The sequence below is a fragment of the Sphingomicrobium arenosum genome, assembly GCF_026157085.1.
In the GTDB taxonomy this organism is placed as follows: domain Bacteria; phylum Pseudomonadota; class Alphaproteobacteria; order Sphingomonadales; family Sphingomonadaceae; genus Sphingomicrobium; species Sphingomicrobium arenosum.
Genome location: NZ_JANPVN010000001.1, coordinates 1,901,133 through 1,927,946 on the forward strand (window position 1 = coordinate 1,901,133; position 26,814 = coordinate 1,927,946).

The 26,814-nt window shown below is 65.6% G+C and carries 29 protein-coding genes; 22 read left to right on the top strand and 7 right to left on the bottom strand.

The features are described from left to right. Positions 1-59: 59 nt before the first annotated feature. The 3 genes from NUW51_RS09525 to NUW51_RS09535 form a co-directional block, all read right to left on the bottom strand. On the bottom strand, positions 60-3,209 hold the full coding sequence (locus NUW51_RS09525) for a TonB-dependent receptor (RefSeq protein ID WP_265587279.1): 3,150 nt from the start codon (positions 3,207-3,209) through the stop codon (positions 60-62). 214 nt (positions 3,210-3,423) lie between these two features. Further along, positions 3,424-3,942: a translation initiation factor IF-3 gene (gene infC, locus NUW51_RS09530; protein ID WP_265587280.1), complete on the bottom strand. Its 519-nt coding sequence runs from the start codon at positions 3,940-3,942 to the stop codon at positions 3,424-3,426. A 159-nt stretch (positions 3,943-4,101) separates the two neighbouring features. After that, positions 4,102-6,306 (bottom strand): methyl-accepting chemotaxis protein, encoded by a 2,205-nt coding sequence (locus tag NUW51_RS09535; RefSeq protein ID WP_265587281.1) that lies wholly within the window; start codon positions 6,304-6,306, stop codon positions 4,102-4,104. A 270-nt stretch (positions 6,307-6,576) separates the two neighbouring features. Here NUW51_RS09535 and NUW51_RS09540 point away from each other — a divergent pair, with 270 nt between their 5' ends. Next, positions 6,577-7,998, top strand: a complete 1,422-nt coding sequence (locus tag NUW51_RS09540; protein ID WP_265587282.1) for a S41 family peptidase — start codon at positions 6,577-6,579, stop codon at positions 7,996-7,998. A 21-nt stretch (positions 7,999-8,019) separates the two neighbouring features. On the opposite strand, the gene thrS is transcribed toward NUW51_RS09540, so the two are convergent. Further along, a complete protein-coding gene (gene thrS, locus NUW51_RS09545; protein ID WP_265587283.1) occupies positions 8,020-10,038 on the bottom strand; it encodes a threonine--tRNA ligase in 2,019 nt (672 codons plus the stop codon). Between the two features lie 140 nt (positions 10,039-10,178). Here thrS and NUW51_RS09550 point away from each other — a divergent pair, with 140 nt between their 5' ends. From NUW51_RS09550 to NUW51_RS09585, 8 genes are all read left to right on the top strand, one after another. Next, positions 10,179-10,352 (top strand): hypothetical protein, encoded by a 174-nt coding sequence (locus tag NUW51_RS09550; RefSeq protein ID WP_265587284.1) that lies wholly within the window; start codon positions 10,179-10,181, stop codon positions 10,350-10,352. Then, positions 10,352-10,759, top strand: coding sequence for a hypothetical protein (locus NUW51_RS09555; protein WP_265587285.1), 408 nt, complete (start codon positions 10,352-10,354; stop codon positions 10,757-10,759). Before NUW51_RS09550 ends, NUW51_RS09555 begins: the two co-directional genes overlap by 1 nt. Beyond that, positions 10,756-10,950: a helix-turn-helix transcriptional regulator gene (locus NUW51_RS09560; RefSeq protein ID WP_265587286.1), complete on the top strand. Its 195-nt coding sequence runs from the start codon at positions 10,756-10,758 to the stop codon at positions 10,948-10,950. The genes NUW51_RS09555 and NUW51_RS09560 overlap by 4 nt, the downstream gene beginning before the upstream one ends. A gap of 38 nt (positions 10,951-10,988) precedes the next feature. Further along, the gene (locus NUW51_RS09565; RefSeq protein WP_265587287.1) at positions 10,989-11,756 is read left to right on the top strand and encodes an alpha/beta fold hydrolase; all 768 of its coding nucleotides are present in this window, start codon (positions 10,989-10,991) and stop codon (positions 11,754-11,756) included. Further along, entirely contained in the window at positions 11,756-12,466 is a 711-nt protein-coding gene (locus tag NUW51_RS09570; RefSeq protein ID WP_265587288.1) for a tetratricopeptide repeat protein, read from the top strand. The genes NUW51_RS09565 and NUW51_RS09570 overlap by 1 nt, the downstream gene beginning before the upstream one ends. Next, positions 12,463-12,885 (top strand): VOC family protein, encoded by a 423-nt coding sequence (locus NUW51_RS09575; protein ID WP_265587289.1) that lies wholly within the window; start codon positions 12,463-12,465, stop codon positions 12,883-12,885. The genes NUW51_RS09570 and NUW51_RS09575 overlap by 4 nt, the downstream gene beginning before the upstream one ends. Beyond that, positions 12,879-13,649: a hydroxyacylglutathione hydrolase gene (gene gloB, locus NUW51_RS09580; protein WP_265587290.1), complete on the top strand. Its 771-nt coding sequence runs from the start codon at positions 12,879-12,881 to the stop codon at positions 13,647-13,649. The genes NUW51_RS09575 and gloB overlap by 7 nt, the downstream gene beginning before the upstream one ends. 95 nt (positions 13,650-13,744) lie before the next feature. Continuing rightward, a complete protein-coding gene (locus NUW51_RS09585) occupies positions 13,745-14,143 on the top strand; it encodes a hypothetical protein (protein ID WP_265587291.1) in 399 nt (132 codons plus the stop codon). Between the two features lie 24 nt (positions 14,144-14,167). Here the strand turns inward: NUW51_RS09585 and NUW51_RS09590 are convergent, their stop codons facing one another. The 3 genes from NUW51_RS09590 to NUW51_RS09600 are packed head-to-tail and all read right to left on the bottom strand — an operon-like array spanning position 14,168 to position 18,716. Continuing rightward, on the bottom strand, positions 14,168-15,931 hold the full coding sequence (locus NUW51_RS09590; protein WP_265587292.1) for an AMP-dependent synthetase/ligase: 1,764 nt from the start codon (positions 15,929-15,931) through the stop codon (positions 14,168-14,170). Then, complete coding sequence (ggt, locus tag NUW51_RS09595) at positions 15,932-17,671, bottom strand: gamma-glutamyltransferase (protein ID WP_265587293.1); 1,740 nt, start codon at positions 17,669-17,671, stop codon at positions 15,932-15,934. Positions 17,672-17,681: 10 nt separating this feature from the next. Further along, a complete protein-coding gene (locus tag NUW51_RS09600; RefSeq protein WP_265587294.1) occupies positions 17,682-18,716 on the bottom strand; it encodes a quinone-dependent dihydroorotate dehydrogenase in 1,035 nt (344 codons plus the stop codon). Positions 18,717-18,898: 182 nt separating this feature from the next. On the opposite strand from NUW51_RS09600, the gene NUW51_RS09605 reads away from it, so the two are divergent. The 13 genes from NUW51_RS09605 to NUW51_RS09665 all read left to right on the top strand — a co-directional run bounded on the left by NUW51_RS09605 (position 18,899) and on the right by NUW51_RS09665 (position 26,791). Beyond that, on the top strand, positions 18,899-19,294 hold the full coding sequence (locus NUW51_RS09605) for an SUF system Fe-S cluster assembly regulator (protein ID WP_265587295.1): 396 nt from the start codon (positions 18,899-18,901) through the stop codon (positions 19,292-19,294). Then, positions 19,294-20,784, top strand: coding sequence for a Fe-S cluster assembly protein SufB (sufB, locus tag NUW51_RS09610; RefSeq protein ID WP_407696340.1), 1,491 nt, complete (start codon positions 19,294-19,296; stop codon positions 20,782-20,784). Before NUW51_RS09605 ends, sufB begins: the two co-directional genes overlap by 1 nt. Further along, positions 20,784-21,125, top strand: a complete 342-nt coding sequence (locus tag NUW51_RS09615) for a hypothetical protein (protein ID WP_265587296.1) — start codon at positions 20,784-20,786, stop codon at positions 21,123-21,125. The genes sufB and NUW51_RS09615 overlap by 1 nt, the downstream gene beginning before the upstream one ends. Then, positions 21,122-21,301 (top strand): hypothetical protein, encoded by a 180-nt coding sequence (locus NUW51_RS09620; protein WP_265587297.1) that lies wholly within the window; start codon positions 21,122-21,124, stop codon positions 21,299-21,301. Before NUW51_RS09615 ends, NUW51_RS09620 begins: the two co-directional genes overlap by 4 nt. Further along, positions 21,301-21,597 (top strand): hypothetical protein, encoded by a 297-nt coding sequence (locus NUW51_RS09625; RefSeq protein ID WP_265587298.1) that lies wholly within the window; start codon positions 21,301-21,303, stop codon positions 21,595-21,597. The genes NUW51_RS09620 and NUW51_RS09625 overlap by 1 nt, the downstream gene beginning before the upstream one ends. A 15-nt stretch (positions 21,598-21,612) precedes the next feature. After that, the gene (gene sufC / locus NUW51_RS09630) at positions 21,613-22,356 is read left to right on the top strand and encodes a Fe-S cluster assembly ATPase SufC (protein WP_265587299.1); all 744 of its coding nucleotides are present in this window, start codon (positions 21,613-21,615) and stop codon (positions 22,354-22,356) included. 2 nt (positions 22,357-22,358) lie between these two features. Then, positions 22,359-23,099, top strand: coding sequence for a SufD family Fe-S cluster assembly protein (locus tag NUW51_RS09635; RefSeq protein ID WP_265587300.1), 741 nt, complete (start codon positions 22,359-22,361; stop codon positions 23,097-23,099). Further along, complete coding sequence (locus tag NUW51_RS09640) at positions 23,096-24,304, top strand: aminotransferase class V-fold PLP-dependent enzyme (protein WP_265587301.1); 1,209 nt, start codon at positions 23,096-23,098, stop codon at positions 24,302-24,304. Before NUW51_RS09635 ends, NUW51_RS09640 begins: the two co-directional genes overlap by 4 nt. Continuing rightward, complete coding sequence (locus NUW51_RS09645) at positions 24,301-24,777, top strand: SUF system Fe-S cluster assembly protein (protein WP_265587302.1); 477 nt, start codon at positions 24,301-24,303, stop codon at positions 24,775-24,777. The genes NUW51_RS09640 and NUW51_RS09645 overlap by 4 nt, the downstream gene beginning before the upstream one ends. A gap of 9 nt (positions 24,778-24,786) precedes the next feature. Then, positions 24,787-25,278: a GNAT family N-acetyltransferase gene (locus tag NUW51_RS09650; protein ID WP_265587303.1), complete on the top strand. Its 492-nt coding sequence runs from the start codon at positions 24,787-24,789 to the stop codon at positions 25,276-25,278. After that, positions 25,275-25,625, top strand: a complete 351-nt coding sequence (locus tag NUW51_RS09655) for a HesB/IscA family protein (RefSeq protein WP_265587304.1) — start codon at positions 25,275-25,277, stop codon at positions 25,623-25,625. The genes NUW51_RS09650 and NUW51_RS09655 overlap by 4 nt, the downstream gene beginning before the upstream one ends. Before the next feature lie 39 nt (positions 25,626-25,664). Beyond that, complete coding sequence (locus tag NUW51_RS09660; RefSeq protein WP_265587305.1) at positions 25,665-25,949, top strand: hypothetical protein; 285 nt, start codon at positions 25,665-25,667, stop codon at positions 25,947-25,949. 83 nt (positions 25,950-26,032) lie between these two features. Beyond that, on the top strand, positions 26,033-26,791 hold the full coding sequence (locus NUW51_RS09665; RefSeq protein ID WP_265587306.1) for a methyltransferase family protein: 759 nt from the start codon (positions 26,033-26,035) through the stop codon (positions 26,789-26,791). Positions 26,792-26,814: the final 23 nt, after the last annotated feature.

A 26,814-nucleotide genomic window follows, 5' to 3' on the forward strand; every position in this document is an offset into this window, starting at 1 on the left:
CGAAGTGCGAGGCCCTTCCCCCTTTTGTCCATGAACCCCCCGAGGAGCCCCGAGCCGGCTTAGCCGCGCTCGGGTTCGGGCGCCGGGGGCGGCGGTGCCGGCGGAGCCGGCGGCGGCGGGCACTGCTCGCTCGCCAGGATCACCGTGCCATCGGGGCAGGTGATGGTCGCGGGCGGCGGCGGCGGGGCCTGCTCGACCACCGGCGGGGGCGGCGGCGGGCTGTAGGCCGGCATCGGCGCCGAACGCGGTCCGAAGACCCCGCGCAGCGTCACGCCATAGGTGCGCGGATCGGCGAGGAAGGCGCCGAACAGCTGGTTGGCGACCGGGTAGAGGTTTTCGTCCACACCGCGCGCGGTGTTGGTGGCGAGACCCGTGCCGAAGCCCTGCAGCGGCGCGTCGAAGGCGACCTGGATATAATCCTCGTCGGTGATGTTCTGGACCCAGAATTCGACCGCCCAGCTATTGTCCGGACCACGCAGGCCGACGCGACCGTTATAGGTCTGGAAGCTCGGCTGGATCTTCTCGATGTCGAGGTCCGAACCGGTGTTGAACGAGCTCATGTGACGGCCGTCGAGATAGACGAGGCCCGACAAGCCGCTGTCGCCGATCGGCGGGGTCCAGCTGACCGAGCCGGTCATTGTCAGTTCGTTGGCGTTCGAGATGTAGCGATCGTTGAGCTGGAACAGCTGCGGCGACAGCGCCACGCCATCGGCGCCGACGACTTCGCTACGATAGCTGGTGTCGACCCAGGTGCCGCCGAAGTTCAATTGGACGTTGTCCATCGGGCGCGAAAAGATTTCCCACTCGACACCGGCCGAGCGCACGCCGCCCTTGAGGTTGCCCGAGCACGACCCGGTGGTCGGATCGGCATCGGCATCGCCATTGGGGACGTCGAGCTGGCTGCAACCGTTGATGTTCGCGACCTCGAAGGCGAAGCCGTTGAACTGGTTCAACTGGAAATTCTCGAACACTTGGTGGAAGACGGCGACGTTCACGTCGATGCCGCGACCGTTATACTTGGCGCCGAGTTCGAAGGCATTGTTGATTTCCGGCTCGAACTGGAGCGCCGACAGGTCCTGGCTCGCGATGATCGCGCCATTGCCGTTGGTGCGGCTGAGCGCCGAGCGGTCGAGGTTGAAACCGCCCGCCTTGTACCCGCGCGAGTAGCTCAGATAGGTGAGCAGGCGATCGGTCGGCTTGAGGCTGATGACACCGGTGCCCGACAGCTGGTCCTCGGTACGCTTGTCGGTCATCACGAACTGGCCGTTCGGCGCCGCCGGCACGAGGCACGGCAGCTGCTGGAAGTCGGGGAAGTTCGCGGCATAGAAGGTGCAAAGCGAATTGTCGTCCTGAAGGTCGACCGCCAGCTCCTTTTCATCGTGCGTGTAGCGAAGGCCGATGGTGATATCGAGCCAGTCGGTCACGTCGATGATGTTATGCGTGAAGAGCGCCCAATTGTTGCCCTTCTGCTGGAAATAGTCGTTCACCGTCGGCGAAAAACTGTACGGCGTCACGCCCGCCGCCTGGAAGGCGGCAGCATTGGCGAGATTGACGTAGCCGAGCTGTCCGCCGAACGGGCTGCCCGGCCCGAAGTCGGGGAAGCCGACGCCCGGTACGGCGGTCCCGGTGGCCCCAAGCTGGGCGAAGGCGCTGACCGCTGTTGCCAGCGTGACCAGCTCTTCGAGCGCGGCCTGGAGCTGAGCGGCGACGACCGGGTCGGTGGTGACCTGGAGCGCGGCATAAATCTCGTTGATGCTGTCGATCGGATTGACGCCGTCGACGACCGTGGGATTGTTGATCAACGCGCCGCGCACGCCACCTGCCACCGCAGTGTTAAGGCATGTCGGATTGGTCGGATCGATGATGCTCTCGGGCGCGCCCGAGGCGATCAGCGAGAAGCCCGTCAGGCAGTTGGCATAGAGGTCGTAATCGTCGCCGAAGGTGAGATTGTCGTTCACCGTCAGCGTTTCGTTCGAATAGAAGCCGCCGACCAGCCAGTCGACGATCCCCGCCTGGCCCTGCAAACGCAGTTCCTGCGTGAAGGTCTCGAACTTGGTCGTCGCGCCGCCATCGTCATCGCGATAGAGGATGTCGAGATTATTGTAGTCGGCATCCTGCCCGCGCACGAAGTCGTTGATGCGATAGGCGGTGATGCTGGTCAGCTCGGCGCCGCCGAGGTCCCACACCAGTTCGCCCGACAGGCCATAATCCTCGACGTCGCCGCGATAAGTGCGGCCCGGGGTGATGGCGATCTCGCGCTCGAACGTATCGTCGTTGATCTCGGCGCCGAGGCCGCGCAGCAGGGCTGCCACGGTCGAGGGGCCTTCACCAGCGGCGGTATAATCGCGTGCCGGCAGGTAGGTCGCGCCGCAGCATTCCTCGTTGCGGGTCGAATAGTCGCCGATCAGGCGCAGCGACACGTCGCTCGAAGGCTCCCAGAGAAGCTGGCCGCGCAGCAGCCAACGGTCGCGGCCGTTGATGTCGCGGCCCGAAATCTCGTCGGTCAGGAAGCCGTCGCGCTGGAGATAGACGCCGTCGACGCGCGCGGCGAGCGTTTCGCTCAAGGGCGCGGTGGCGCCTGCCTCGAAGCGGCGCAGATTGTAATTGCCGATCGTTGCCTCGACCGCGAGTTCGGGCTCGAACTCGGGCTTGGCGGTGATGACCGAGATGAGGCCGGCCGACGCGTTGCGGCCGAACAGCGTGCCCTGCGGGCCGCGCAGCACCTCGATGCGGTCGATCGCGCCCAGCTCCGACAGACCGGTACCGGTACGCGAGCGATAGACGCCGTCGATGAAGACGGCGACCGAGCTCTCGAGGCCCGCATTGTCACCGACGGTGCCGATGCCGCGGATACGCGCGGTGGCGCCGGCGGCTTCCGAGCTGGTCGAGGAGACGAGCAGCGAAGGGCTGACCTGTGTCAGCTGGCGGATGTCGCTGGCGCCCGAATTCTGGAGGATATCGGCGGTCACCGCCGAGACGGCGAGCGGCACGTCCGAGAGCGCCTCGTTGCGGCGCGTCGCGGTGATGACGATGTCGCTGGTGTCGCGATAGAAATCGTCTTCCTCGACGGTGCTGTCGTCGACCGCGGCGCCTTCGGTCGCGCTCTGCGCGACTTCGGCAGCACCGTCGTCGGTGTCGGTTTCCTGGGCGAAGGCCGGGGTCGAGAGCGCGAAGGCGCCGACCGAGGCCAGAAGGATGGATTTGCGCATGAACATGCCTCCCCTGAAATACGGAACGTGAAATCCTCACCGGACTACGCCAGCAACACGGCTCAAGGGAAGGTTTTTGGAGAGGACCTAACGCTTATTCGGGAGTGAATGCGGCCCAAATGCAACATCGTGCAGCGCAGCATTTACGCTGCACTGCACGATAGGTTGTCTATACTGTACTGATTTACCGCAAAGCGCGCAAATCCGCCAATGGTTACTTCGGCGCAACCACCATCAGCATCTGGCGCCCTTCCATGCGGGGGCGCTGTTCGACCTTGGCGATCTCGGCCGTATCTTCCTCGACACGATTGAGGACTGCCATGCCGAGCTGGTTATGCGCCATCTCGCGACCGCGGAAGCGGATGGTGAGTTTGACCTTGTCGCCGTTCTCGATGAACTGGACGACCTTCTTCATCTTCACCTGATAATCGTGGTCGTCGATATTGGGACGCATCTTGATCTCCTTGATCTCCTGCGTCTTCTGGGCCTTGCGCTTGGCATTGGCCTTCTTCTGCGCCTCATATTTGTGGCGCCCGATATCGAGAAACTTGGCGACGGGCGGATCGGCGTTGGGAGAAATCTCGACCAGGTTGAGGCCAATCTCATTGGCCTGCTCCATCGCCTCGCGGGTGAACATGACGCCCAGATTGTCGCCATTTTCGTCAATCACCCGGACCTTGGGCGACTGGATATGCTTGTCGTAGCGAGGTCCGGAAAGGGGCGGCGGCGACATCCCACGTCGCGAAAGGGGCGGTCGTATAGCGATTTCTCCTTTGAGTCGTTGTCTCTTCTGGGCACGAGGTAGGGATTTTCGCGCCCGAAATAAAGGGGGAGGCCGCCGCGCGGCCCCCGCCATGCGGCCAGCCGAGCCTCGGCCGATCAGGCGGCAGACCTAGGCGGCCTGCGCGTTTTGCAGATCGTTGAGAAATTGCTCGACGTCGATGCGCACCGCATCGGCGAGCTGCGCCAGTTCGCCCGAGGCTGCCTTGACCTGCGTCGCGGCCGCCATGACCGAGCCCGCGCCCTCGTCGACGTTGCGCGCGCGATCGGCGACGGTGTCGGCGACCCGCGCCGCGCCCTCGACGCCATGGCTGAGCTGTTCGGTCGCTTCCGATTGCTGGCGCACCGTCGCCGCGATGGCGGTCGCGGCCTGGCTGATCCGCTGGATCGCCTCGTCGACCTGGGTAAAGCCCGACACCGATCGGGTGATGCCGTCGGCCATGCCGCCCACGGTGCTGCCCGCCTTGGCGGTCGCCTCGCCGGTTTGCTCGGACAAGGCCTTCACCTCGCCCGCGACCACCGCGAAACCGCGCCCTGCCTCGCCCGCGCGCGCCGCCTCGATGGTGGCATTGAGTGCAAGGAGGCCGGTTTTCTTGGCCACATCGTCGATCATCTCGACCATCTGGCCTACGCTACCGGTCGCTTCCGACAATCGCTTGACCTCGCCCGCCGTGTCCGAGCTCTGCCGCGCCGCCAGTTCGGACGAGCTGCGCTGCTCTTCGATCTGGCGCGCGATGTCCGAGATGGCGAGGCGGATCTGGTCCGCCGCCGCTGCCGCTGCGCGCACGTGGCTCGACGCATTGCCCGTCTCGCGCGCCACTTCGGACAACTGCGTCGTGGTCATGCCGAGCTGCTCGACCATGAGGTCCGCGGTGGCATTCATTTCATCGGCTGCGCTTGCCAGCGTCGACACGGTCTCGTGCATGCGCCGGGTGAAGTCGTTGCCCGCATCGGCCAGCTGGCGGGCGCGCAGTTCGCGCTCCTCGACCGCGCGCTGTTCCGCCGCGAGCGCTTCCTCGCGCGCCTCGGCGTTGCGCCGCTCGGCCTCCAGCTTGGCGGCTTCCAGCGCCTCGCGTTCCTTGACCGCCGCCTTGAAGCGGCCCATCGTCTGCGCGATCTGCGCGATCTCGATCGAGCGCGCCTTGGTCGGCAGCCGCACATCGAAGCGTCCCTGTGCCATCAGGCGGGTCGCGCCCATGAGCTCGGCCATCGGCATCTGCACCTGGCGAATGGTCACCCAGACGAGCCCGACGATGGCCAGCATCGCGGCCAGCAGCAGCGCGGCCTGAAGCACGATCGACCACCCTGAGCGGCCATGCTGGCGCTCGACCCAGAACAGCGTCGCCGCCTCGGCCGCGTCGGTCAGTTCGAGCAATGGCTCGATCGCCTCGGTCGAGGCGTCGAACCAGGCATAGGCCCCCATCGGATAGGGCTGGGCCGTATCGCTGGCGGCATAGACGGGCGCGCGCACCTGGTCGTAGTCGACGAAGAAGACCTGCCGCGCATTGTTGATCGCCTTGTCCATGTCGAGATGCGCGGCATTGGCCGATTTCAGCATGCGCAGCGTTTCCCAGCTGTCGAGCACGCGGCCGCGATTCTCGATGATGGTGGCCCGCTGCAGCGGCGTGATCGTCTCGTTGGCAGCGATCTGGCCGGCGACGATGGCGCGCTCGCGCCCGGCATATTCGCCCATCTGCCACGACAGGTGCTTCAGCATCATCAGGTTGGAGATGCTGCCCTCGCTTTGCGCCTGCGCGGCGGCGGTAAAGCGCAATTCCTGCGCCGCGACGATGCGGCGGGTCGCCGCGCCGAGAAAGCGCATTGCCAGATTGGCATCACGCGAGAAACCCGGCTCGCGAATCGCCGCCAGCGCCTGCGTCTCGATCGCGGAAAATTCGCGTTCGGTGTCCTCGAAGGTCGCGAAGATCGCGCGCTCGCTGGGCGTCTGGGGGACGAACCCTTCGAGCGCTGCCTCCATCGCCCGATTACCCGCGAGCCGTTCGCGGCGGATATTGTCGAGCACCTCGCGGCTGACCGGGACGGGCGCCTTTAACGCCGTATAGGTCAGCCCGCGCGACATCGCCCAATGTTCGCCTGCCTCGACCACATCGGTGGTGAAGGCGTTGACGCGGCGCAGCTCGGCGGCCTGCTGGCGATCGTTGATGGAGCCCAGGAAATTGCCCGTCGCCATCGTCAGGATGATGAGCGCCATGATCGTGATGGTGATGATGATCGCGCGCGTCAGCGAAAAGGTGCCCTTCGACACGCGCGAAAAGGTCAGCGCCACTTGCGCCAAGGCCTGTTTGAAGAACGTCACCCGTCGATCCCGTCTGTCCCCGCCGAATCCCGAGCGATCCGGCCTCGCGTCCCGGTCTACGAGGTGACGGCAAACGATTGGTTAACGGTGGCTCAAGGAAAAATGCCTAATAAGCGTTATCGACGCGTCATCGTAACGAGTTCGGCGCCACCTCTTTTGGTCCGGGGTCGGGTCGTTCATGCCGCCCAGCGGGTCGTTGGTGGAATGACACTTGTAGTCGCCCAGCATCGCCGCCCTGCTTCGTCCTTCGTTGCAACAGGGAAGTGACGCATGAGCATGACGATGATGATGGCGCTGGCCGCCGCCGCCCTCCAGCCCGCCGAACCGAGCTGGTCCGACAAGGCGCTGATGGACCTAGAGGCGATCCGCGAGGCGGTCGCCGAGGGCACGCCAGCGCTCCACGATCCGGCCAATCCCTCTTATGCGCGTTGGTATGAAAACGGCTATCCACAGGCGCAATATCTCGCCCGGCAGGCCGACGGCTTCGGCGACTATATCCGCGCGCTGCGCTTTTATACGGCAGGGTTCGAGGACAGCCACATCGCCGCCTATATCGAGGAAGAGGCGCCCGACCGGCTCGTCACGCCGCACCTGCTCGGCAGCGATGCCGATGGGAATGTCGTGGTGGTCGGCAGCAAGGACGCGCGCATTGCGGTGGGCGACCGGCTGCTCGGCTGCGATGGAAAGTCGGCGCTGGCGTGGGTGGGCGAGCTTGTAACGCCCTTTTACGGCAACCGCGCCATCCCCCATTCGATGGGCAACAGCTATTGGGCCCTGACCTTCGGTTATGGCGGCGACGAGGATCGCCTGCCGAAGCGCTGTACGTTCGCGCGCGAGGAGGAGCAGCGCATCGTCGACCTCGACTATCGCCTCATCCCAAACAGCGAGTTGAACGACCTTTTCGCCGAATTGCGCGCCTCGGGCAGCGCATCGGGCGACACCTTTGCAGTCGACGCGGATCCCGACTTGTCATGGGTCCGCGTGGGCACCTTCATGCCGAGCGACGATATGGACGCGTTTCAGGCCGAGGTCGCCGACAAGGTGGAAGCGCTCCGATCGGCGACCGCACTCGTCCTCGACATACGCGGTAATGGCGGAGGATGGAGCGGCAAGGCCGATCTCCTGCTCCGCACCCTGTTCGGCGAGACCCTGCAACAGCAAGCTTACAAGAGCCTCGACTGGACCCTCGATTATCGTGCCAGCCAATATGTCCTCGACGCCTATGACTACAGGATCGAGAACATGATCGCCGGCGGCGCGTCGGAAGCCGACGTCACGAGGATAAGGAATGCGCGCGCCAATCTCGTCGACGCCGTCGCGGCTGGCGAACCGCTCGTCGCCTATATCGACGAGGACAATCCGCCCCCCGTCGCCGCCGATGCCGACAGTCCCGTACAGGGCAAGGTCTACATCCTCGCCGACGCGGGGTGCGGCAGCGCCTGCCTCGACTTTCTCGACAGCGCTTTGCAGATGCCGAACGTCACGCTGATCGGCCAGCCGACTCATGCCGACGCCATCTACAACGACGTGCTCACCGCGCCGCTCCCCAGCGGCTACGGGCAGGTCGTCTTCCCCAAGAAGGTATTCCGCAACCGCGTGCGCGACCACAATCAATGGTACTCGCCCGAGATCGCCTGGCCCGGCGGCCCGATGACCGACGAAGCGGTGCGCGCCTGGGTGAAGAGGCTCTAGCGATCAGCGCCCCGTCCGGCCTTAGGCGAGGTCGGGCGGGGTGGCTTCCTTCGCGGCCATCGCCACGAAAGCATCGAGGTCGACGATCTCCTGGTCGCGGCTGCCCAGGCGACGCAGCGCGACCTTGCCCTCCTCGGCCTCGCGCTTGCCCACGACCGCGATGATCGGGACCTTGGCAAGGCTGTGCTCGCGCACCTTGTAGTTGATCTTCTCGTTGCGAAGGTCGGTCTCGACGCGCAGCCCCGCTGCCTCGAGCTTCGTCGCCGCTTCCTTGGCGAAATCGTCGGCGTCGGAGACGATGGTGGTGACGACGATCTGCGTCGGTGCCAGCCACAGCGGCATCTTGCCGGCATAATGTTCGATGAGCATGCCGATGAAGCGCTCGTACGAACCGAAGATGGCGCGGTGGAGCATGACGGGGCGATGCTTCTCGCCATCCTCGCCGACATAGGTCGCATCGAGGCGTTCGGGCAGGACGCGGTCTGACTGGATCGTGCCGACCTGCCAAGTCCGCCTGATCGCGTCGGTCAGGTGCCATTCGAGCTTGGGCGCGTAGAAGGCACCTTCGCCCTCCAACTCTTCCCAGCCATAGTCCTCATTGTCCATGCCCGCGGCCTTCACCGCGTCGCGCATTTCCTGTTCGGCCTTGTCCCACATCTCGTCGCTGCCGAAGCGCTTTTCGGGGCGCGTCGCCAGCTTCACCGAATAGGTATAACCGAAGTCCTTGTAGATGCGGTCGGCGAGGCGGCAGAACTTGTGGATCTCCTCCACCACCTGGCCTTCGGTGCAGAAAATATGCGCATCGTCCTGCGTGAACTGGCGCACGCGCATGAGGCCGTGGAGCGCGCCATGGGGCTCGTTGCGGTGGCAACAGCCATTCTCGTAGAGCCTGAGCGGCAAGTCGCGGTACGACTTGATGCCCTGGTTGAAGACGAGGATGTGCGCCGGGCAGTTCATCGGCTTGATCGCCATCCAGTCGGCGTCCTCGGCGACATCGGGGGCGGCGGCCTCTTCCTCGCTCTCCACGTTCGGGACGATATCGGGGACCGCGAACATATTCTCGGCATATTTCCCCCAGTGGCCCGAGCGGGTCCACTGCTTGACGTCCATCAGCTGCGGGGTCTTGATCTCGCGATAGCCACCTTCGTCGATGGCGCGGCGCATATAGGCCTCGAGCGCGCGCCACATCTTGAAGCCCTGCGGATGCCAGAAAACGCTGCCATGCGCCTCCTGCTGAAGGTGGAACAGGTCCATCTCGGCGCCCAGCTTGCGATGGTCGCGCTTGGCCGCCTCCTCGAGGCGATGCAGATGCTCGGCGAGCTGTTTCTTGTCGAGCCAGGCGGTGCCGTAGATGCGGCTCAGCATCGGGTTCGACTGGTCGCCGCGCCAGTAAGCGCCCGACACGCGGGTCAACTTGAACGCCTTGGGGTCGAGATAGCCGGTGCTCGGCAGGTGCGGCCCGCGGCACAGGTCGATCCAGTCCGCTTCGCCCTTGCCGGTCTTGTACATGGTGATGGGCTCGTGCTCGGGCAGCTCCATCACCCATTCGGCCTTGAACGCCTCGCCATGGTCGATGAAGAACTGGCGTACCTTCTCGCGGTCCCACACTTCGCGGATCAGCGGCTTGTCGGCCTTGATGATGCGGCGCATCTCTTCTTCGATTTCGGGCAGTTCCTCTTCGGTGAACATCCCCCGGCCCGGCGCCGGTGCGAAATCGTAATAGAAACCGTCGTCGGTCGCGGGGCCGAAGGTGATCTGCGTGCCGGGATAGAGATTCTGCACCGCCTCGGCGAGGACGTGCGCAAAGTCGTGGCGCGCCAGTTCCAAGGCATCGGCCTCGTCGCGCTTGGTGACGAGCGCCAATTCGGCATCGCCCTCGAAGGGACGCTTCAGGTCGCGCAATTCGCCATTCACCCGCGCCGCGATCGCCGCCTTGGCGAGTCCCGGCCCGATCGATGCGGCCACGTCATGCGGGGTCGCGCCCGCGTCCATTTCCTTCACGCTGCCATCGGGCAGGCTGATCTTCACCATCTCGGTCATGGCATCCCACCTAGTGCAGGCGGCCAAGCGCTTCAACCAAAAGGCGAATTCAAGCTCGCTTGTCCTTATGTCAATGTCGCTTGACAAGCGTACTACGCCATGTCAAACACACTTTACAAATTGAAAAGGGAGTTTGACCGATGACCCAGAATGCCCGCGCCCTCATCTTCGGTGCGCTCATCATCCTCGCCGCCATGGCGGCCAAGCAGCTCGGCCTGTCGGACAAGGCGAGCTTCGTCATCATCATGGGACTGATGGCCGCATCGATCATCACGCTGCGCCGTGGCTGCACCCGCTGCGAGAAGGCCGTCTGATGAGCAGCCCGCACAAGCGCTATATGCAGCGCATGGTCCTCGCGTCGATCTTCTACATCGGCACGCTGATGATCGCCGCCTTCATGCATGACGAGGGCGATCCGGTGACCCCGCTCACCGTCATCCTCGCCATCCTCCCCGGCCTCGGGGTGATCGGCTATCTCTGGGCGATCGGGCGGCTCATCATCGAGCAGAAGGACGAATTCATCCGCATGCTCATCGTGCGCCAGTGCCTCTACGGCATCGGCATCGCCCTGAGCGCGGCGGCGGTCCACGGCTTCCTCTCCTCCTTCGACGTGGTACCGAGGATCGACGCCTTCTGGTGGCCCGTCGTCTTCTTCCTCGGCTTCGGCGTCGGCGGGGTGATCAACAAGATGCAGTTCGGCGCCTCGGGGGAATGCGCGTGAAGAACCGTCTGAAGGTCCTGCGCGCGGAGCGCGACTGGAGCCAGCAGGCGCTCGCCGACAAGCTCGGGGTCAGCCGCCAGAGCGTCAATGCCATCGAGACGGGCAAATACGACCCCTCGCTCCCGCTCGCCTTCACCATCGCCGAGGTCTTCGATCTCGCCATCGAAGAGATCTTCGACCCCAAGGGCTAGGCTTTTCCATGGCGCCCTCCCCGGCTAGGGAGGGCGCCATGAACGACCAGCCAACTATCCAGCACCTCGACGTCGAGGGCCGCCCGATCGCCTATCGCCACCGTCGTGGCAAAGGCCTCACCTATCTCTTCCTGCCCGGCTATGCCTCCGACATGGAGGGCGGCAAGGCCACGGCGATCGACGCCTATGCCGCCTCGGGCGGGCGCACCTCGCTGCGTATGGACTATTCGGGCACCGGCAGCTCGGCGGGCGATTTCGCGCAAGGCACGCTGTCGCGCTGGCTGACCGAGGTGCTCGCCGTCATCGACCGGCTCGCCAAGGGTCCGGTCATCCTCATCGGCTCCTCGATGGGCGGCTGGCTCGCCCTCGCCGCCGCGGTCCAGCGCCCCGACAGGGTCGCGGGCGTCCTCGGCCTCGCCGCCGCGCCCGACTTCACCGACTGGGGCTTCTCCGACGAGGAAAAGACCGCCATCGCCACCACCGGCAAACTGGAGCGAGCGAGCCAATATGACGACTCCGTCATGGTCACCCATCGCGGCTTCCTCCAGTCGGGGCTGGAGATGCGCCTCCTCGACGATCCCATCCGCTTCAACGGACCGGTCCGTTTCGTGCATGGCGAAAAGGACAAGGACGTCCCCGCCAAGATCGCCGCCAAGGCCCTGCAGAAACTGACCAGCCCCGACGTTCAGCTGCGCCTCATCAAGAATAGCGGACATCGCCTGTCCGAGCCGCACGAGATCGCGACCATCCTCGCCGAACTCCACGGCCTCGACCAGTTGATCAGCCAGAACGGAGCCACCGCCTGATGCATCTTCTCGCCGCCCTCGCCAGCCTCTTCCTCCTGCAGGACGCGCCCTCGCCCGCGCTTGTTTGCGGGACGGCGGCGGCGAGTGAAAATCGCGAATGCCAGGCCCAGCTGGCGGTGAAGGAAGGGCGCGCCGAGGATGCCGCCGCCATCTTCATGGCCATCGCCGCCGAGGCCACCAACCTCGTCGACACCGCCCGCGCGCAGGCCGCTGCCGCCTCGCTTTTCTTGCAGGCCGGACAGCATGAGGCTGCGCTCGAGGCGGCCAGCGCCGCGGCGGGCGCCAATGTGCTGGCCCCGCTGCAGCAGGGATGGACGCTGCTCGACAAGGCCTACAGTCTGCACCGGCTCGAGCGCTACGACGAGGCGAACAGCGTGCTCGCCAGCGCCGGCACGCTCATCCAGGACGATCCCTTCTACTGGCTCGCCGCGACGCAGATGGCGGGCGAACAGGGCGACTATGACGCTGCCCTCACGCGCATTACCCAGGCCGAGCAGCGCGCTCCCGATGCGCCCGAAGTGCTCTATGCCAAGGGCGAAGTGCTGCTCGCGCGCGGCGACCGCGACGGGGCCCGCGCCGCCTGGACCGCCGCCATCGCTGCCATGCCCGACCATCCGGTCGCAATGATGGCGCAGCAGGCGATCCGCGATCACCTCGATGCACCCTTGGCCGCCACTTCCGACGTCACGCCCGAGGAGCCTGCCCAATGACTGCCTTCCTCCACTCCATGCTGCGCGTCACCGACCCCGATGCCACCGTCGCCTTCTTCAAGCTGCTCGGGCTGGAGGAGCGCCGCCGCAAGGACAGCGAACAGGGCCGCTTCACCCTCATCTTCCTCGGCGTGCCGGGCGAGGATGCGGAGATCGAGCTCACCCACAATTGGGACGGCGAGGCCGAAGATTTCGGCGGCGGGCGCAATTTCGGCCATCTCGCCTTCCACGTTGACGATATCTACGCGACCTGCGCCGAGCTGATGGCGGCGGGCGTCACCATCAATCGCCCGCCGCGCGACGGGCGCATGGCCTTCGTGAAGACCCCCGACGGCATCTCGATCGAATTGCTCAACGCCTCGGGCGCGTTGCCCGAACAGGAGCCTTGGGCCTCGATGGAGAATGAGGGCACATGGTAGAGACCCGCGCCGGCTATGAGATCGACCGCGTCGGCGACGTGGAGATCGCCTGCGTCCCCGCGTTTAGCGACAATTACCACTGGCTGGTAAAATTCGGCGGCGCGGTCGCGGTGGTCGATCCCGGTGACGGTGCCGCCTGCCTGAAGGCCGCCGAGGCCCTGGGCTGGCGCATCACCCATGTCCTCGTCACCCACTGGCATCCCGACCATACCGGCGGCAATCTCGCCATCCGCGAGGCGACCGGCGCGCAGATATTCGGTCCCGCGCCCGAGGAAGAGAAGATCCCCGGCCTCGACGTCGCGCTCGGCGATGACCAGCTCTTCTCGATCGAGGGGCAGGCCATCACCGTCTGGCACGTCCCCGGCCATACGCTCGGCCATATCGCTTATGTTTTCCATGGCGAGGACGGAGCGCCCGGCCCCGTGTTCTGCGGCGACACGCTGTTCGCCATGGGCTGCGGCCGCCTGTTCGAGGGTACGGCGGCGCAGATGCACGCCAGCCTCCAGCGCTTCGCCGCGCTGCCCGCCGACACGCCGCTCTATTGCGCCCACGAATATACGCTGTCGAACGGCCGCTTCGCCGTCACCGCCGAGCCCGACAATGCGGCGATCGCCGAGCGCCTCGCCGCTGTCGAGGACGCCCGCGCCCAAGGCCGCCGCACCGTGCCCACCACCGTCGCCGAGGAACGGGCCACCAACCCCTTCCTGCGCGCCGCCGATGCCGAGCAACTTGCTGCCCGCCGCACCGCCAAGGACAATTTCTAAAGGACCCGGGTCCGCCCGCTCGTTCATCGTGGCGCAACCTGCGCGGGCGGAGGATCGTTACAAGGACGGAACCGCTTTATCAAGGAGTCGCCCGCATGACCCGTACCCTCGCCCTCCTCGCCCCGCTCGCCCTGCTCGGCGGTTGCGCCTCGCCGACGCCCTACGAAATGTCGCCGGACGCCGAGAGCGAATTGGCCGAGTTGCTCGGTGACCGCGTCCCCGGCGAACCCGTCTCCTGCCTGCCGCCCAACGTCACCTCCTCGACCGTCATCGATGAGCGCACGGTGGTCTACCGCTTCGGCGGCACGCGCTATCTCCAGACCTTCAATGCCGACTGCAACGGGCTTGACCGCATCGGCCACGTGCTCGTCATCGAAAGCCCGCTGGGGCGTACCTGCTCGGGTGACATCGCCAAGGTCTACGAGACCGCGACGGGCATGTATGGCGGCTTTTGCGCCTTCAACGATTTCATCCCCTATCGCGACGCGGACTAAGCACCGCACGGACGCGCGCCGCGCTCAACCCTTATAGAGCTTGCCCAGCCGGTCCTCATAAGCGGCGTTGATCTTGTGTCGCCGGATCGACTGCTTGGGCGTGAGCATCTCGTTGTCGACGGTGAAAGGCTCGTCGGCGATGATGAAACGGCGTACCTTTTCGATGACGCTGAGATCCTTGTTGACCCGGTCGACCGCCGCCGAAAGCGCTTTCTTCACCGCCGCATCGTCCATGCCGCGCGTCGCCTCCGCATCGGGCACCAGCAGCGCGACGATGTAAGGACGGCGATCGCCATAGACCATCGCTTGGCCCACCTCGGGCTGCAACGTCAGGATGCCCTCGATCCGCTGCGGCGCGACATTGTCGCCCTTGTCCAGCACGATGAGGTCCTTCTTGCGGTCGGTGATCTTGATCCGGCCCTTCTCGTCGAGATGGCCGACATCGCCGGTCAGCAGCCAGCCTTCCTCGTCGAGCACCTTGGCGGTATCGTCGCGGTTGCGCCAATAGCCCGCCATTACCAGCTCGCCGCGCACGCAAATCTCGCCATCCTCGGCGATCCTGACCTCGGTGTTCTTCAAGGGCGGCCCGACCGTGTCCATCCGCAGCCCCGCCGAGGGCCGATTGCAGCTGATCACTGGTCCGCTCTCGGTCTGGCCATAGCCCTGGAGCATGGTCAATCCCATCGCCTGGAAAAACAGCCCGACCTCGGGATTGAGCGGCGCACCGCCCGACACCATCGCCTTCATCCGCCCACCGAACTTGTCGCGCACCTTCTTGCGCAGCGTCTTCGACAGCAGCGCATCCATCGGCACGTCGAACAGGCTCGAGCGCCCGTGATAGCGCTTTTCCTCGATCTGCAGCGCACGGCGCAGCAGATAGGCCGCCAACCCGCCTTCCTTCTCGATGGTCTTGAGCATCTTGGCGCGCAGCATCTCGAACAGGCGCGGCACCACGACCATGATCGTGGGCTTCACTTCCTCGATATTGGCGGCGAGCTTCTCGAGCCCTTCGGCATAATAGATTTCCGCGCCCAGCCCGATCGGGAAATGCTGCCCGCCGGTATGCTCATAGGCATGGCTCGCGGGCAGGAAGGACAGGAAACGCTCCTCGTCCCAGCCGAAATCATTAGCGATGACGTCGACGCAGCCTTCCACATTGTGGAGGATCATGCCGTGATGCTGCATCACGCCGCGCGGCGCACCGCCCGTTCCCGAAGTGTAGATGAGGCAGGCGAGGTCGCCGCGCGTCTTCTGCCGCGCTTCTTCCTCGAAGGATTCAAGGTCGGCCTCGGTGGCGACGATCTCGTCCCAATAGTGGAATTTGGCGACGTCGGGCGACTGGCCGGTGATGATGTCGTCGATCGAGATGATATGATGGCATTCGCTCGCGAACAGCACCGCGGGAATGAGCGGCTCGGCCAGCTTCTGCGTCGACACGATCACCGCACGCGCGTCCGAATTGCCGAGGATATGCTGGTGGTCGCGCGTCGTGTTGGTGGTGTAGGTCGGCACGGTCACGCAGCCTGCCGCCATGATGGCGAGGTCGGCGATTAGCCATTCGGGCCGGTTCTCGCTGACCAGCATGACGCGGTCGCCTTCCTGCATCCCGAGATCGCGCAGCCCTTGCGCGAGGCCCGCCACCATCTGCGCGGCCTTCGCCCAGCTGATCGAGGTCCACTCGCCATTCTTCTTGGACCAGAGGAACGGCGCATCGCCCTTCTCGCGCGAGCGCGTGAAGAACATCGTCACCAAATTGGGGAAATGTTCGAGTTCGGTTTTTCTGCTCATCTATCGGGCACCCTCTCCGGTGACATCCTTCTGTGTGCGCGGATCGAAGGCCGCGACCCAGCGGTCGCCGACCCGTTCGACCGCATTGGCCTTGAAGCGCGAGGGGATCACGCGAACATTTTCATGACCCTTGGCCCGCAACGCGGCGGCGAGCGCCTCGGCTCCCTCGGCCTGTTCGACGAACAGGACATTGCCCGGCGCATAGACATTGGGCAACGCGATGGCCGCCTGCATTCCCATGCCGAAATCCACCGCCGCGATGATATTCTTGGCGGTCTGGGTGATGATCGTCGGACCGCCCGCCGCGCCGACGCCGAGCCACGGCGACCCGTCCTTGGCAAAGACGATGGCCGGGCTCATCGAGCTGCGCGGTCGCTTGCCCGCCGCGACCGCATTGGCCACCGGCCGGCCGTCCTCGCCGACCGGCGCGAAGCTGAAATCGGTCATCTCGTTATTGAGGAAATAGCCCCCCACCATCAGCCCCGAGCCGAACGGCCCTTCGATCGTCGAGGTCAGCGAGACGACATTGCCATAGGCATCGGCGACCGCGAAATGGCTGGTGCCCTGTTCGACCGGCCCGACATGCATCGCCATCGCCCGGGCGCCCTCGGGGTTGCCGACCGGCGCTTGCGCCATCGCCGCCTCAGGGTTGATGAGGCGGCCGCGCATCCGAAGATAGGCGGGGTCGATCATCCCCGCGACCGGCACGTCGACGAAATCGCTGTCGCCGAGATAAGCGCCGCGATCGGCAAAGGCGAGGCGCGTAGCTTCGGCGAACAGGTGCCAGAAGTCGGGGCTGTCGGGGCCCAGCGCGGCAAGGTCGAACCGCTCGAGCATCCCGAGGATCTGAAGCAATGTCGTCGCCCCCGAGGACGGCGGCCCCATCGAACAGACGCGATGCCCGCGATAGGCGCCGCACACCGGGGCGCGCTCCTTGGCCTCATAAGCAGCGAGGTCGGCGATGGTCATCGGTGCGGGCGCGATCGGCGCGCGGCTCACCCGCGTCGCGATTCCCGCCGCATTGGGGCCGCGATAGAAGGCCTCACGCCCGCCCGCCGCAATGGCTTCCAGCGTATCGGCGAGCACCGGGTTGCGCAGCATCGTCCCCACCGGCCACGGCTTGCCGTCGGGGCCGTAGAAGATCGCGCGGCTCGCCGCATCGACGCTCGCCACCCCGCCCGCATCGCCGAGCAACTCGTCGGTCTCGCGCTCGAGCATGTCATGGAGCCGTTTCGTCATCGGGAAGCCACCCCGCGCGAGACGGATCGCGGGCTCGAACAGCTCGGCCCAGGCGAGCCGCCCATGTTCTTCATGCGCCAGCGCCATCAGCGCGACATTGCCCGGCACCCCGACGCTGCGCCCGCCGGGCACGACGCTGGAAAAGGGCAGCGGCTCGCCATCCTCGCCGAGGAACCAATCGGGACCCGCCGCCGCCGGCGCCGTCTCGCGCCCGTCATAAGTGACGACATTGCCGGAAAGGTCGCTCCTCACCATGAAGCCGCCGCCGCCGATGCCCGAGCTTTGCGGCTCGACCACGGTCAGCGCGACCAGCACCGCAAGCGCCGCATCGGTCGCGCTTCCGCCCTTGGCCAGCATCGCCTCGCCCGCCGCCGTCGCGCGCGGTTCGGCCGAGGACACGGCGCCCTCGAACAGCGCGGGCGGGGCGATCTCGGGCGCCGATCGGGGCGTGCTGCACGAGGCGAGCAGCAGGGCGGTCACGGGAAAAAGGGAGCGCAGCATCGCTGGATCGCTACTCGGTTCCGACGATATCGGCAATGTTCGCGACGCCCTCGGCCTCGAGCCGCTTGGCGAGCTGGCCGTTCAGTCGCATGGCGAGCCCCGGCCCTTCATAGACCAGCGCCGAATAGATCTGGACCAGGCTCGCCCCCGCGCGCAGCCGGTCCCACACGTCGTCGACCGTCTCGATGCCGCCCGCCGCGATCAGCGGGATCTTGCCCTTGGTCTCCTTGGCAAAGGCTCTCAGCGCCTCCAGCGACTTGTCCTTCAGCGGTCGTCCCGACAGGCCGCCCGCCTCTCCCGCATGCGCCGAACGAAGGCTATCGGGTCGGTCGATCGTGGTGTTCGACACGATGATGCCGTCGATCCCCGTCTGGATCGCCACCCGCGCGATCCGCTTGGGATCGTCCTCGGCGAGGTCGGGCGCCACCTTTAGGAAGATGGGCGGCCCCTCGGCGCCGCGCGTCTCGCGCACGGTCGTCAGCAGTTCCTTCAGCGCCTTGGGGCTCTGCAATTGCCGAAGCCCCGGCGTGTTGGGCGAGGAGATGTTGACGGTCAGATAATCGGCATAGGGCGACATGGACACGACGCCGCGACGATAATCGGCGATGCGGTCCGCGCTGTCCTTGTTGGCGCCAATGTTCACGCCCATGATGCCGCGCCGATACTTGCGATGGCTGACCCGACCGCGCACCTTGTCCTGGCCCTCATTGTTGAACCCCATGCGGTTGATCACCGCGCGGTCCTCGGCCAGCCGGAACAGCCGCGGCTTCGCATTGCCCTCCTGCGGCATCGGCGTGACCGTCCCCACTTCGACGAAGCCGAAGCCGAAACCGAGCATGGCATCGGGCACCTCGCCATTCTTGTCGAAGCCCGCCGCCAGCCCGATCGGCCCCGGAAAATGCAGCCCCGCCACCTCCTGCGCGAGAATGGGTGCCAGTTTGGGCACCGGCTTCTTCGGCAGGAGCCGGAGCGCACGGATGGTCAGCCTATGCGCCTTTTCGGCATCCAGGCGGAAAATGAACGGGCGGGTGAGACCGTAGAGCATGGCCGCCTCCCTAGACCCGGCTTGCATCGTCCGGCAAGACGCTCGATACGCGCCCCCGACGCTGCGACTCGCCAATCGCGAACGACTCGCAACAGCCGGATTTCCCTTGAAAAGCGCCCCCCGCGCTCCTAGCTCGCCAATCGGAACGATTTGGTCCGATTAAGATTGAGACAGCGAGTCCCATGCGCCTGACCCACCTTGCCGATTATGCGGTCGTCATGATGACCGCCGCCGCCCGTCGCCCGGGCGAACGGCTGAGTGCGTCCGCCCTCTCGGAGGAAACCGGCGTCCCGCTGCCCACCGCGCAAAAGTTGATGCAGGCATTGGGCCGCGCCGGCCTCCTCGAAGGGCAGCGCGGCGCGGGCGGCGGCTATCGCCTCGCGCGGGCGGCACAGGCGATCAGCCTCGCCGACATCATCGAGGCGGTCGAGGGCCCGATCGCCATGACCCAATGTTCGGACGGCGCGACCGACTGCGCCCTCGACACGCATTGCCGGGTCAAGCCGCACATGGGCCTCGTCGGCCAGAAGGTCCGCGGCGCGCTGCAGGACGTCACCCTCGAAGAATTGAGCATCTGATGAGCGAACAACGCGAACTGACCTCCCGCGAGGAGATGAACCCCGAGGCCCGCGAGGCCCTCGACAAGGATTACGAGTGGGGTTTCTCCACCGACATCGAACAGGATTTCGCGCCCAAGGGCCTCGATGAAAGCACGGTGCGCTTCATCTCGGCCAAGAAGGGCGAGCCCGAATGGATGCTCGACTGGCGATTGAAGGGCTTTCGCGCCTGGCTCGAGATGGAGGAGGTCGACTGGGCCAAGCTCACGATCCCGCCGATCGACTATCAGGGCGCTTATTATTACGCCGAGCCCAAGAAGAAGCCGACGCTGAAGAGCCTCGACGAGCTCGATCCCGAAATCCGCCGCACCTATGAAAAACTCGGCATCCCGATCGAGGAGCAGAAAGTGCTCGCGGGCGTCGAGGGCGCGCGCAAGGTCGCGGTCGATGCCGTCTTCGACAGCGTCTCGGTCGCCACCACCTTCCGCGACGAATTGGAAAAGGCCGGCGTCATCTTCCTGTCGATTTCCGAAGCGGTGAAGAAGCACCCCGAGCTGGTGAAGAAGTATCTCGGCTCTGTCGTGCCGCAGCGCGATAACTATTTCGCCTGCCTCAACAGCGCGGTCTTCTCCGACGGCACCTTCGTCTACATCCCCGAGGGCGTGCGCTGCCCGATGGAGCTGTCGACCTATTTCCGCATCAATGCCGAGAATACCGGCCAGTTCGAGCGCACGCTGATCGTCGCCGAAAAGGGCAGCTACGTCTCCTATCTCGAAGGCTGCACCGCGCCGATGCGCGATGAAAACCAGCTCCATGCCGCCGTGGTCGAAATCTACGCGCACGAAGACGCCGAGGTGAAATATTCCACCGTCCAGAACTGGTATCCGGGCGACAAGCAGGGCAAGGGCGGCATCTACAATTTTGTCACCAAGCGCGCCATCTGCGCGGGCGACCGCTCGAAGGTCAGCTGGACGCAGGTCGAGACCGGCAGCGCGATCACCTGGAAATATCCGTCCTGCATCCTGAAAGGCGACGACAGCGTCGGCGAATTCTATTCGGTCGCATTGACCAACAATTACCAGCAGGCCGACACCGGCACCAAGATGATCCACATCGGCAAGAACAGCCGCTCGACGATCATCTCCAAGGGCATCAGCGCCGGCAAGAGCGACAACACCTATCGCGGCCTCGTGAAAGTGATGCCGGGGGCCGAGAATGTCCGCAACTTCACCCAGTGCGATAGCCTCCTCCTCGGCGCGCAATGCGGCGCGCATACCGTGCCTTATATCGAGGTGAGGAACCCGACTGCCACGATCGAGCATGAGGCCACCACCTCGAAGATCAGCGAAGACCAGATGTTCTACGCCCAGGCCCGCGGCCTCGACGAGGAAGCCGCCGTCGCGCTGATCGTCAACGGTTTCGCCAAGGAAGTGCTGAAGGAACTGCCGATGGAGTTCGCGGTCGAAGCGCAGAAGCTCTTGGCGCTGAGCCTTGAGGGGAGTGTCGGCTGATGATCCTCGCTGCCCTGTTCCTCTCCGCTGCCGTGCAGCAGGTCACGCCCGAGACGATGCAGCTTGCGCAGACGCATGATCGCTGCATGACGACCTTCGCCGTGCGCCTGTCGAAGGAAACCACCGACGACGAGGCGATCTTCGAACAGGCGCAAGCAGGGTGCGCGGAGCTCGAGCAGGCGCTCGATGCCCGGCTCGACGCCGATCTCGGCCCCGATCATGCTCCCGCCTTGAAGGCGCAGCTCGAGGTTGCCGCCAAACCCAATTTTCTCGCCATGCTCGATCGCATCCGCCGCGACCGCGCTGCCCGCGAACCGTCCTTTGAAGGAGAAGCGCAATGATCCGCTACGTACCCAAAGACATCGCCAAGGACGTCACCGCCTTCGTCGAAAAGAGCTGCAAGGATTCATCCGTGCACACCGATCAGGCCTCGGGCCGCGTTGCCATTGCGACGACGAGCAGCAAGGACATGGACGCCCTCTCGAAAAAGTTCGGCGCGAAGGGCCTGCGCTTCTGATGCGTTTCGCCTATCCCCTCCTTGCCCTCTTGCCCCTCGCGAGCTGCGGCAGCGCCGTCGCCGATGAGGGCAGTTGCCACGCGATCGAGCAGCGCTATTTGCCCGAATTCGAAGCGCTCGCCGAACGCGGTGAGGCGCTGGTCGACGGGATGGCCGACCCCCCGACGGCGCAGGATCAGCAAGCAGCATTGCAGCTGCGCGCCGAGTTACAGGAAGTGCACGACCGCGCCAGTGCCGACCTTGCCGGATGCACCGGCCCCAAAAGCGATTTGAAAGGACTTTATGGCGCGCTCTAGCGCCATGCACTGCTTATGCTGACCATCAAGAACCTCCACGTCGCGACCGGCGACAAGCCCATCTTGAAGGGCCTCGACCTCACCGTCCCCGCGGGCGAAGTCCATGCCATCATGGGCCCCAATGGCGCGGGCAAGTCGACGCTCGCTTATGCGCTCGGCGGTCGTCCCGGCTATGAAGTGACCGGCGGCAGCGCCGACTTCCTTGGCGCGGACCTCCTCGACATGGAGCCGCACGAACGCGCCGCCGCGGGCCTCTTCCTCGGCTTCCAATATCCGGTCGAGATCCCCGGCGTGTCGATGTTGCAGTTCCTGCGCGAAAGCCTCAATGCCCAGCGCCGTGAACGCGGTGAAGACGAGCTGTCGGGCGCCGAGTTCATCAAGCTCGCCAAGGAGGAATCCGCCGCCCTCGGGCTCCCCGCCGACATGCTCAAGCGGCCCGTCAATGTCGGCTTTTCCGGCGGCGAGAAGAAGCGCGCCGAGATGGTTCAGATGGGCATCATGAGCCCTAAGTTCGCCATCCTCGACGAGACCGACAGCGGGCTCGACATCGACGCGCTGAAGGCCGTCGGCGAAGGCATCAACCGCATCATGCGCAGCCCCGACAAGGGCGTGCTGCTCATCACCCATTACCAGCGCCTCCTCGACTATGTGCAGCCCGACAAGGTGCACGTCCTGTCGGCGGGCCGCATCGTCAAGTCGGGCGGCCCCGACCTCGCGCTCCAGCTCGAGCGGGACGGCTATGCCGAGGTGGTCGCGTAAGCATGACCGCCCCTCTCCCCACCCGCGCCGACGAGGCCTTTCGCTACGCCGACATCAAGGCGCTGGGCGAGGTCTGGGACGATCTGTCGCCGCCCGAGACGATCGAAATTGCTGCGCACAAAAAGGTGCAGCAAATCTGGATGCCGAGCGGCGAGGCGATCGACGTGAAACGCGCTGCCGTGACCATCGGTGAAGGCGGCAAGTTCGACCTTTACGCGCTCAACTGCGCGCCCCGCTACGGCCGCATCGAACTCGACGTGACGCTGCACGAAGGCGCGGACTTCACCTTTCACGCCGCCAATATCGGTACCGCCGACGCGACGCTTGAAGTGGTGACGTTCGTGCGCCACGTCGCGCCCGGCGCGACCAGCACGCAGACCGTTCGCACGGTGCTCGGCGGCAAGGCCGTCGGCTCCTATCTCGGGCAGGTCGCGGTCGCCCGCGAGGCGCAGAAGACGGAGAGCGAACAGGACGTGAAGGCCATGCTCCTGTCGCGCGAGGCCACCGCCAATGCCAAGCCCGAACTCGAAATCTACGCCGACGATGTCGCCTGCGCCCACGGCGCGACGGTGGGCGAACTCGACGCCATGCAGCTATACTATGCCGCCGCGCGCGGCCTCCCGCCCGAGGACGCCAAGGCGCTCCTCCTCGAAGGGTTCATCGGCGGGCTCTGGGATGAGCTTGGCGACGACAGCGACATCGCCACCCTCGCCCGCACCTGCCTGCGCGAGCTGACGCGATGAACGCCCACGCCGCCTTCCCCACCGACCTGCGCGCCCAATTCCCGGGCGTTGGTGACTGGCACTATCTGGACAGCGCCGCCACCGCGCAGAAACCGCAGGCGGTGATCGATGCGATTGCGCGCGCCTATGGCGAGGATTACGCCACCGTCCACCGCGGCGTCTATGACCGCTCGGCGACCATGACCCGCCGCTACGAGGACGCCCGCGCCCGCCTCGCCGCCTTCCTCGGCGGCCAGCCCGAAGAGGTCGTCTTCACCCGCGGCGCGACCGAGGCGATCAACCTCGTCGCCGCCAGTTGGGGCCGCGAGCATCTCGGCACGGGCGACGTCATCCTCCTCTCGCGTCTCGAACATCATTCCAACATCGTGCCGTGGCAGATGCTCGCCGAGGAGGTTGGCGCCGAGATCCGCGTCGTGGGCCTGACCGACGATTACCGCATCGACCTCGACGACGTCCGCGCCAAATTGGACGGCAAGGTCAAGCTGGTTGCGCTCAGCCACCTCTCCAACGTCACCGGCGCGCTGCTCGACGCCCCCGCCGTCGCCGCCATGGCCAGCGAGGTCGGTGCAAAATTCCTCGTCGACGGTTGCCAGGCCGCCCCGCGCCTGCCCGTCGACGTCGCCGCTTTGGGCTGCGATTTCTACGTCTGTAGCGCGCACAAGATGGTCGGCCCGACCGGCATCGGCGCGCTCTGGGCCCGCGCCGACCTTCTCGCCGCCATGCCCCCCTATCAGGGCGGCGGCTCGATGATCGACCGCGTGTCGTTCGAACAGGGCACCACTTACGCCCCCGCCCCCACGCGCTTCGAGGCGGGCACCCCGCATATCGTCGGCGCGATCGGCCTTCATGCCGCCTGCGACTGGATCGACGGCGTCGGGCGTGCGGCCATCTCGGCGCATGAAAACGCCCTCGTCGCCGCCACGCTCGAGGGGCTTCGCGGCATGAACGACATTGCGCTCTACGGCCCCGCCGACGCGCATGGCATCGTCAGCTTCAACATGGGCGACGTGCACGCCCATGATGTCGCCACCATCCTCGACGATGCCGGGGTCGCGGTGCGCGCGGGCCATCATTGCTGCCAGCCGTTGATGGACCATCTCGGCGTTCCCGCCACCGTGCGCGCCAGCTTTGCCGCGCACAGCGACATGACCGACGTCGAGGCGCTCCTGGACGGCCTTCACAAAGTAAGACGGATTTTCGGATGACCAACGACCGCAAGATCGAAACACAGGAAGTCGACGCCGTCGACAAGCCGCCCCGCGCCCGCGTCGGCGAAACCCCGATGCAGGAAGAGACGTCGGGCGAGAAGCTCGAGCGCAAGCGCGACTATCTCGCCGGCTTCCTCGCCGCCGAAAAGGCCGCGCCCGACAATGCCGAAGAGGTAAAGGCCGCCATCGTCGAGGCGCTGCAGTCGATCTACGACCCCGAAATCCCCGTCGACATCTACAATCTCGGCCTCATCTACGACGTGTCGGTCACCGAAGACGGGGATGCCACCGTTCTGATGACCCTCACCACGCCGCATTGCCCCGTCGCCGAGACCATGCCGGGCGAAGTGGAGATGCGGACGCTCGCCGTACCCGGCGTGCGCGATGCCGAAGTCAAACTCGTCTGGGACCCGCCGTGGGATCCGTCCAAGATGTCCGACGAGGCCCGTCTCGAACTGGGGATGCTGTAGATGAATGCCATGACCGACACCCTTTCGATCACCCTCGCCGATTATCGCGATCCGGCCGACGCCGCCGTGGTCGTCGACCTGCTCGATGCCTATGCGCGCGATCCGATGGGGGGCGGCGAACCGCTCGCCGAGACGACCCGCGCCACCCTCGCCGCAAAGCTTGCCGAAGTGCCTGGCGCCTTCTCGCTGATCGCGCGATTGGACGGCAAGCCCGTCGGCCTCGCCAATTGCTTCACCCATTTCTCGACCTTCGCCGCAGCGCCGATCGTCAACATCCACGACGTCGTCGTCCTCGCGGAGACACGGGGCAAGGGTGTCGGCATGGCACTGATGGGCGCCGTCGAGGACGAGGCCCGCCGCCGCGACGCCGTCAAGGTCACGCTCGAGGTCTTAAGCGGCAATGATCGCGCCAAGGCCGTCTACGAAAAATGCGGTTTCGGAGATTACCAGCTCGACCCCGAAGCCGGCCACGCCCTGTTCTGGCAGAAGAAGCTCAAATGACCGAGACCCGTACCCGCCCCGCCGCGATCACGCTGACGCCCGCTGCCGAAGCGCGCATCGCCGAGCTGATGAGCAAGGCCCCCCAGGACGCCATCGGCGTCAAGCTCTCGACCCCGCGCCGCGGCTGCTCGGGGCTCGCTTATTCGGTCGACTACGTCACCGAGGAATCCTCCTTCGATGAAAAGATCGAGACCCCCGGCGGCGTCTTCTATGTCGACGGCGCGAGCGTCCTCTATCTCGTCGGCAGCATCATGGACTGGAAGGAAGACGATTTCGCCGCAGGCTTCGTCTTCGACAATCCCAACGCCAAGGGTGCCTGCGGCTGCGGCGAGAGTTTTACGGTTTGATCCCGACCTGCTAGAAGCGTCATCGAAAGGAGCCTCGTCATGAAGATCCTCTTGATCCCCGCCGCCCTTTTGCTGCTCGGCGCCGCGCCGCCGACGCTCAAGGTCGATCTCGACCAGCAGCGCAAGGTGGACGCGCCCATCCTTGCCCCCGACGCCCCGGCACTTTGCCCCGAGGACAGCGTCGCACAGGGCGTCACCGAACAGGACGGCCAGTTCCACCGGCTCGCCGACCTGCCGCCGGGCGAGACCTATATGGCGGTCTATCGGCTCGACGAAGACGGCTGCGCCGACCCGCTCACCGCCATCGAATATCGCGCTCGCTAGGCCGGTCGCCTTCCGACATTCCCTAAATTGGATTAAACATCCATTTGTGCTATTCCTGCCTGTTCCAAACAGGGGGAATGTACATGGGACGGATGCTCGCCTTGCTGTACGCGCTCGCCGCATACGGCGTCTTCTTCATTGTCTTTCTGTGGTTCGTCGCCTTCGTCGGCGATATTCGCGAGGTGATGGGGTTCGCCATTCCCACCACCGTCGATGCCGCGCGCTTCAGCGCCGTGCCCGCCATGGCAGCGATCGTCGATATCGGCCTCGTCGCGCTGTTCGGGATCCATCACAGCGTCGCCGCGCGCCTGGGCTTCAAGGAAAAGCTCACCCGCAGCGTGCCCAAGAGCGTCGAACGCTCGACCTATGTCCTCCTCGCCAGCCTCTTGCTCGCGGCGCTGATGTGGTGGTGGCATCCCATCCCGGCGAGCCTGTGGGACCTCACGGGCAGCGCGCTCGAAGTGCCCGTATGGGTACTGTTCGCGATCGGCTGGTTCATCCTCTTCACCGCGACCTGGCTCCTCAATCATTTCGAGCTGTTCGGGCTCCAGCAGGCCTTCCATCACGGCAATCCGGCCGGTGTCCCGCCGCAACAGATGCGCACGCCCGGCTGGTACCGCCTCGTGCGTCACCCGATCTATCTCGGCTTCTTCGTGGCGCTCTGGTCGGCAGTCGAGATGTCGGCAGGCCATCTCGTCCTTTCGGCGGCGATGACGGTCTATATCCTCATCGGCATCCGCTACGAGGAGCGCGATCTCGTCGACCATTTCGGCGAGGATTATGCCGATTACCAGCGCAAGGTCGGCCCGCTCCTGCCGGGGCTCGGCAAGACCCGCGGCTGAAAAGCGTCGCGGCGGCGAGAAAT

What these genes read in the sequence shown, in the direction of transcription:
- NUW51_RS09570 (WP_265587288.1), top strand. Translation starts at nt 11,756, where the DNA reads ATGCATCTTCTCGCCGCCCTCGCCAGCCTCTTCCTCCTGCAGGACGCG.
- gloB (WP_265587290.1), top strand. Translation starts at nt 12,879, where the DNA reads ATGGTAGAGACCCGCGCCGGCTATGAGATCGACCGCGTCGGCGACGTG.
- NUW51_RS09525 (WP_265587279.1), bottom strand. Translation starts at nt 3,209, where the DNA reads ATGCGCAAATCCATCCTTCTGGCCTCGGTCGGCGCCTTCGCGCTCTCG.
- NUW51_RS09600 (WP_265587294.1), bottom strand. Translation starts at nt 18,716, where the DNA reads ATGCTCTACGGTCTCACCCGCCCGTTCATTTTCCGCCTGGATGCCGAA.
- NUW51_RS09650 (WP_265587303.1), top strand. Translation starts at nt 24,787, where the DNA reads ATGACCGACACCCTTTCGATCACCCTCGCCGATTATCGCGATCCGGCC.
- NUW51_RS09585 (WP_265587291.1), top strand. Translation starts at nt 13,745, where the DNA reads ATGACCCGTACCCTCGCCCTCCTCGCCCCGCTCGCCCTGCTCGGCGGT.
- ggt (WP_265587293.1), bottom strand. Translation starts at nt 17,671, where the DNA reads ATGCTGCGCTCCCTTTTTCCCGTGACCGCCCTGCTGCTCGCCTCGTGC.
- NUW51_RS09655 (WP_265587304.1), top strand. Translation starts at nt 25,275, where the DNA reads ATGACCGAGACCCGTACCCGCCCCGCCGCGATCACGCTGACGCCCGCT.
- NUW51_RS09625 (WP_265587298.1), top strand. Translation starts at nt 21,301, where the DNA reads ATGCGTTTCGCCTATCCCCTCCTTGCCCTCTTGCCCCTCGCGAGCTGC.
- NUW51_RS09615 (WP_265587296.1), top strand. Translation starts at nt 20,784, where the DNA reads ATGATCCTCGCTGCCCTGTTCCTCTCCGCTGCCGTGCAGCAGGTCACG.
- NUW51_RS09550 (WP_265587284.1), top strand. Translation starts at nt 10,179, where the DNA reads ATGACCCAGAATGCCCGCGCCCTCATCTTCGGTGCGCTCATCATCCTC.
- NUW51_RS09575 (WP_265587289.1), top strand. Translation starts at nt 12,463, where the DNA reads ATGACTGCCTTCCTCCACTCCATGCTGCGCGTCACCGACCCCGATGCC.
- NUW51_RS09665 (WP_265587306.1), top strand. Translation starts at nt 26,033, where the DNA reads ATGGGACGGATGCTCGCCTTGCTGTACGCGCTCGCCGCATACGGCGTC.
- infC (WP_265587280.1), bottom strand. Translation starts at nt 3,942, where the DNA reads ATGTCGCCGCCGCCCCTTTCCGGACCTCGCTACGACAAGCATATCCAG.
- NUW51_RS09660 (WP_265587305.1), top strand. Translation starts at nt 25,665, where the DNA reads ATGAAGATCCTCTTGATCCCCGCCGCCCTTTTGCTGCTCGGCGCCGCG.
- NUW51_RS09590 (WP_265587292.1), bottom strand. Translation starts at nt 15,931, where the DNA reads ATGAGCAGAAAAACCGAACTCGAACATTTCCCCAATTTGGTGACGATG.
- NUW51_RS09565 (WP_265587287.1), top strand. Translation starts at nt 10,989, where the DNA reads ATGAACGACCAGCCAACTATCCAGCACCTCGACGTCGAGGGCCGCCCG.
- NUW51_RS09640 (WP_265587301.1), top strand. Translation starts at nt 23,096, where the DNA reads ATGAACGCCCACGCCGCCTTCCCCACCGACCTGCGCGCCCAATTCCCG.
- thrS (WP_265587283.1), bottom strand. Translation starts at nt 10,038, where the DNA reads ATGACCGAGATGGTGAAGATCAGCCTGCCCGATGGCAGCGTGAAGGAA.
- NUW51_RS09540 (WP_265587282.1), top strand. Translation starts at nt 6,577, where the DNA reads ATGAGCATGACGATGATGATGGCGCTGGCCGCCGCCGCCCTCCAGCCC.
- NUW51_RS09555 (WP_265587285.1), top strand. Translation starts at nt 10,352, where the DNA reads ATGAGCAGCCCGCACAAGCGCTATATGCAGCGCATGGTCCTCGCGTCG.
- sufB (WP_407696340.1), top strand. Translation starts at nt 19,294, where the DNA reads ATGAGCGAACAACGCGAACTGACCTCCCGCGAGGAGATGAACCCCGAG.
- NUW51_RS09635 (WP_265587300.1), top strand. Translation starts at nt 22,359, where the DNA reads ATGACCGCCCCTCTCCCCACCCGCGCCGACGAGGCCTTTCGCTACGCC.
- NUW51_RS09645 (WP_265587302.1), top strand. Translation starts at nt 24,301, where the DNA reads ATGACCAACGACCGCAAGATCGAAACACAGGAAGTCGACGCCGTCGAC.
- NUW51_RS09620 (WP_265587297.1), top strand. Translation starts at nt 21,122, where the DNA reads ATGATCCGCTACGTACCCAAAGACATCGCCAAGGACGTCACCGCCTTC.
- NUW51_RS09605 (WP_265587295.1), top strand. Translation starts at nt 18,899, where the DNA reads ATGCGCCTGACCCACCTTGCCGATTATGCGGTCGTCATGATGACCGCC.
- sufC (WP_265587299.1), top strand. Translation starts at nt 21,613, where the DNA reads ATGCTGACCATCAAGAACCTCCACGTCGCGACCGGCGACAAGCCCATC.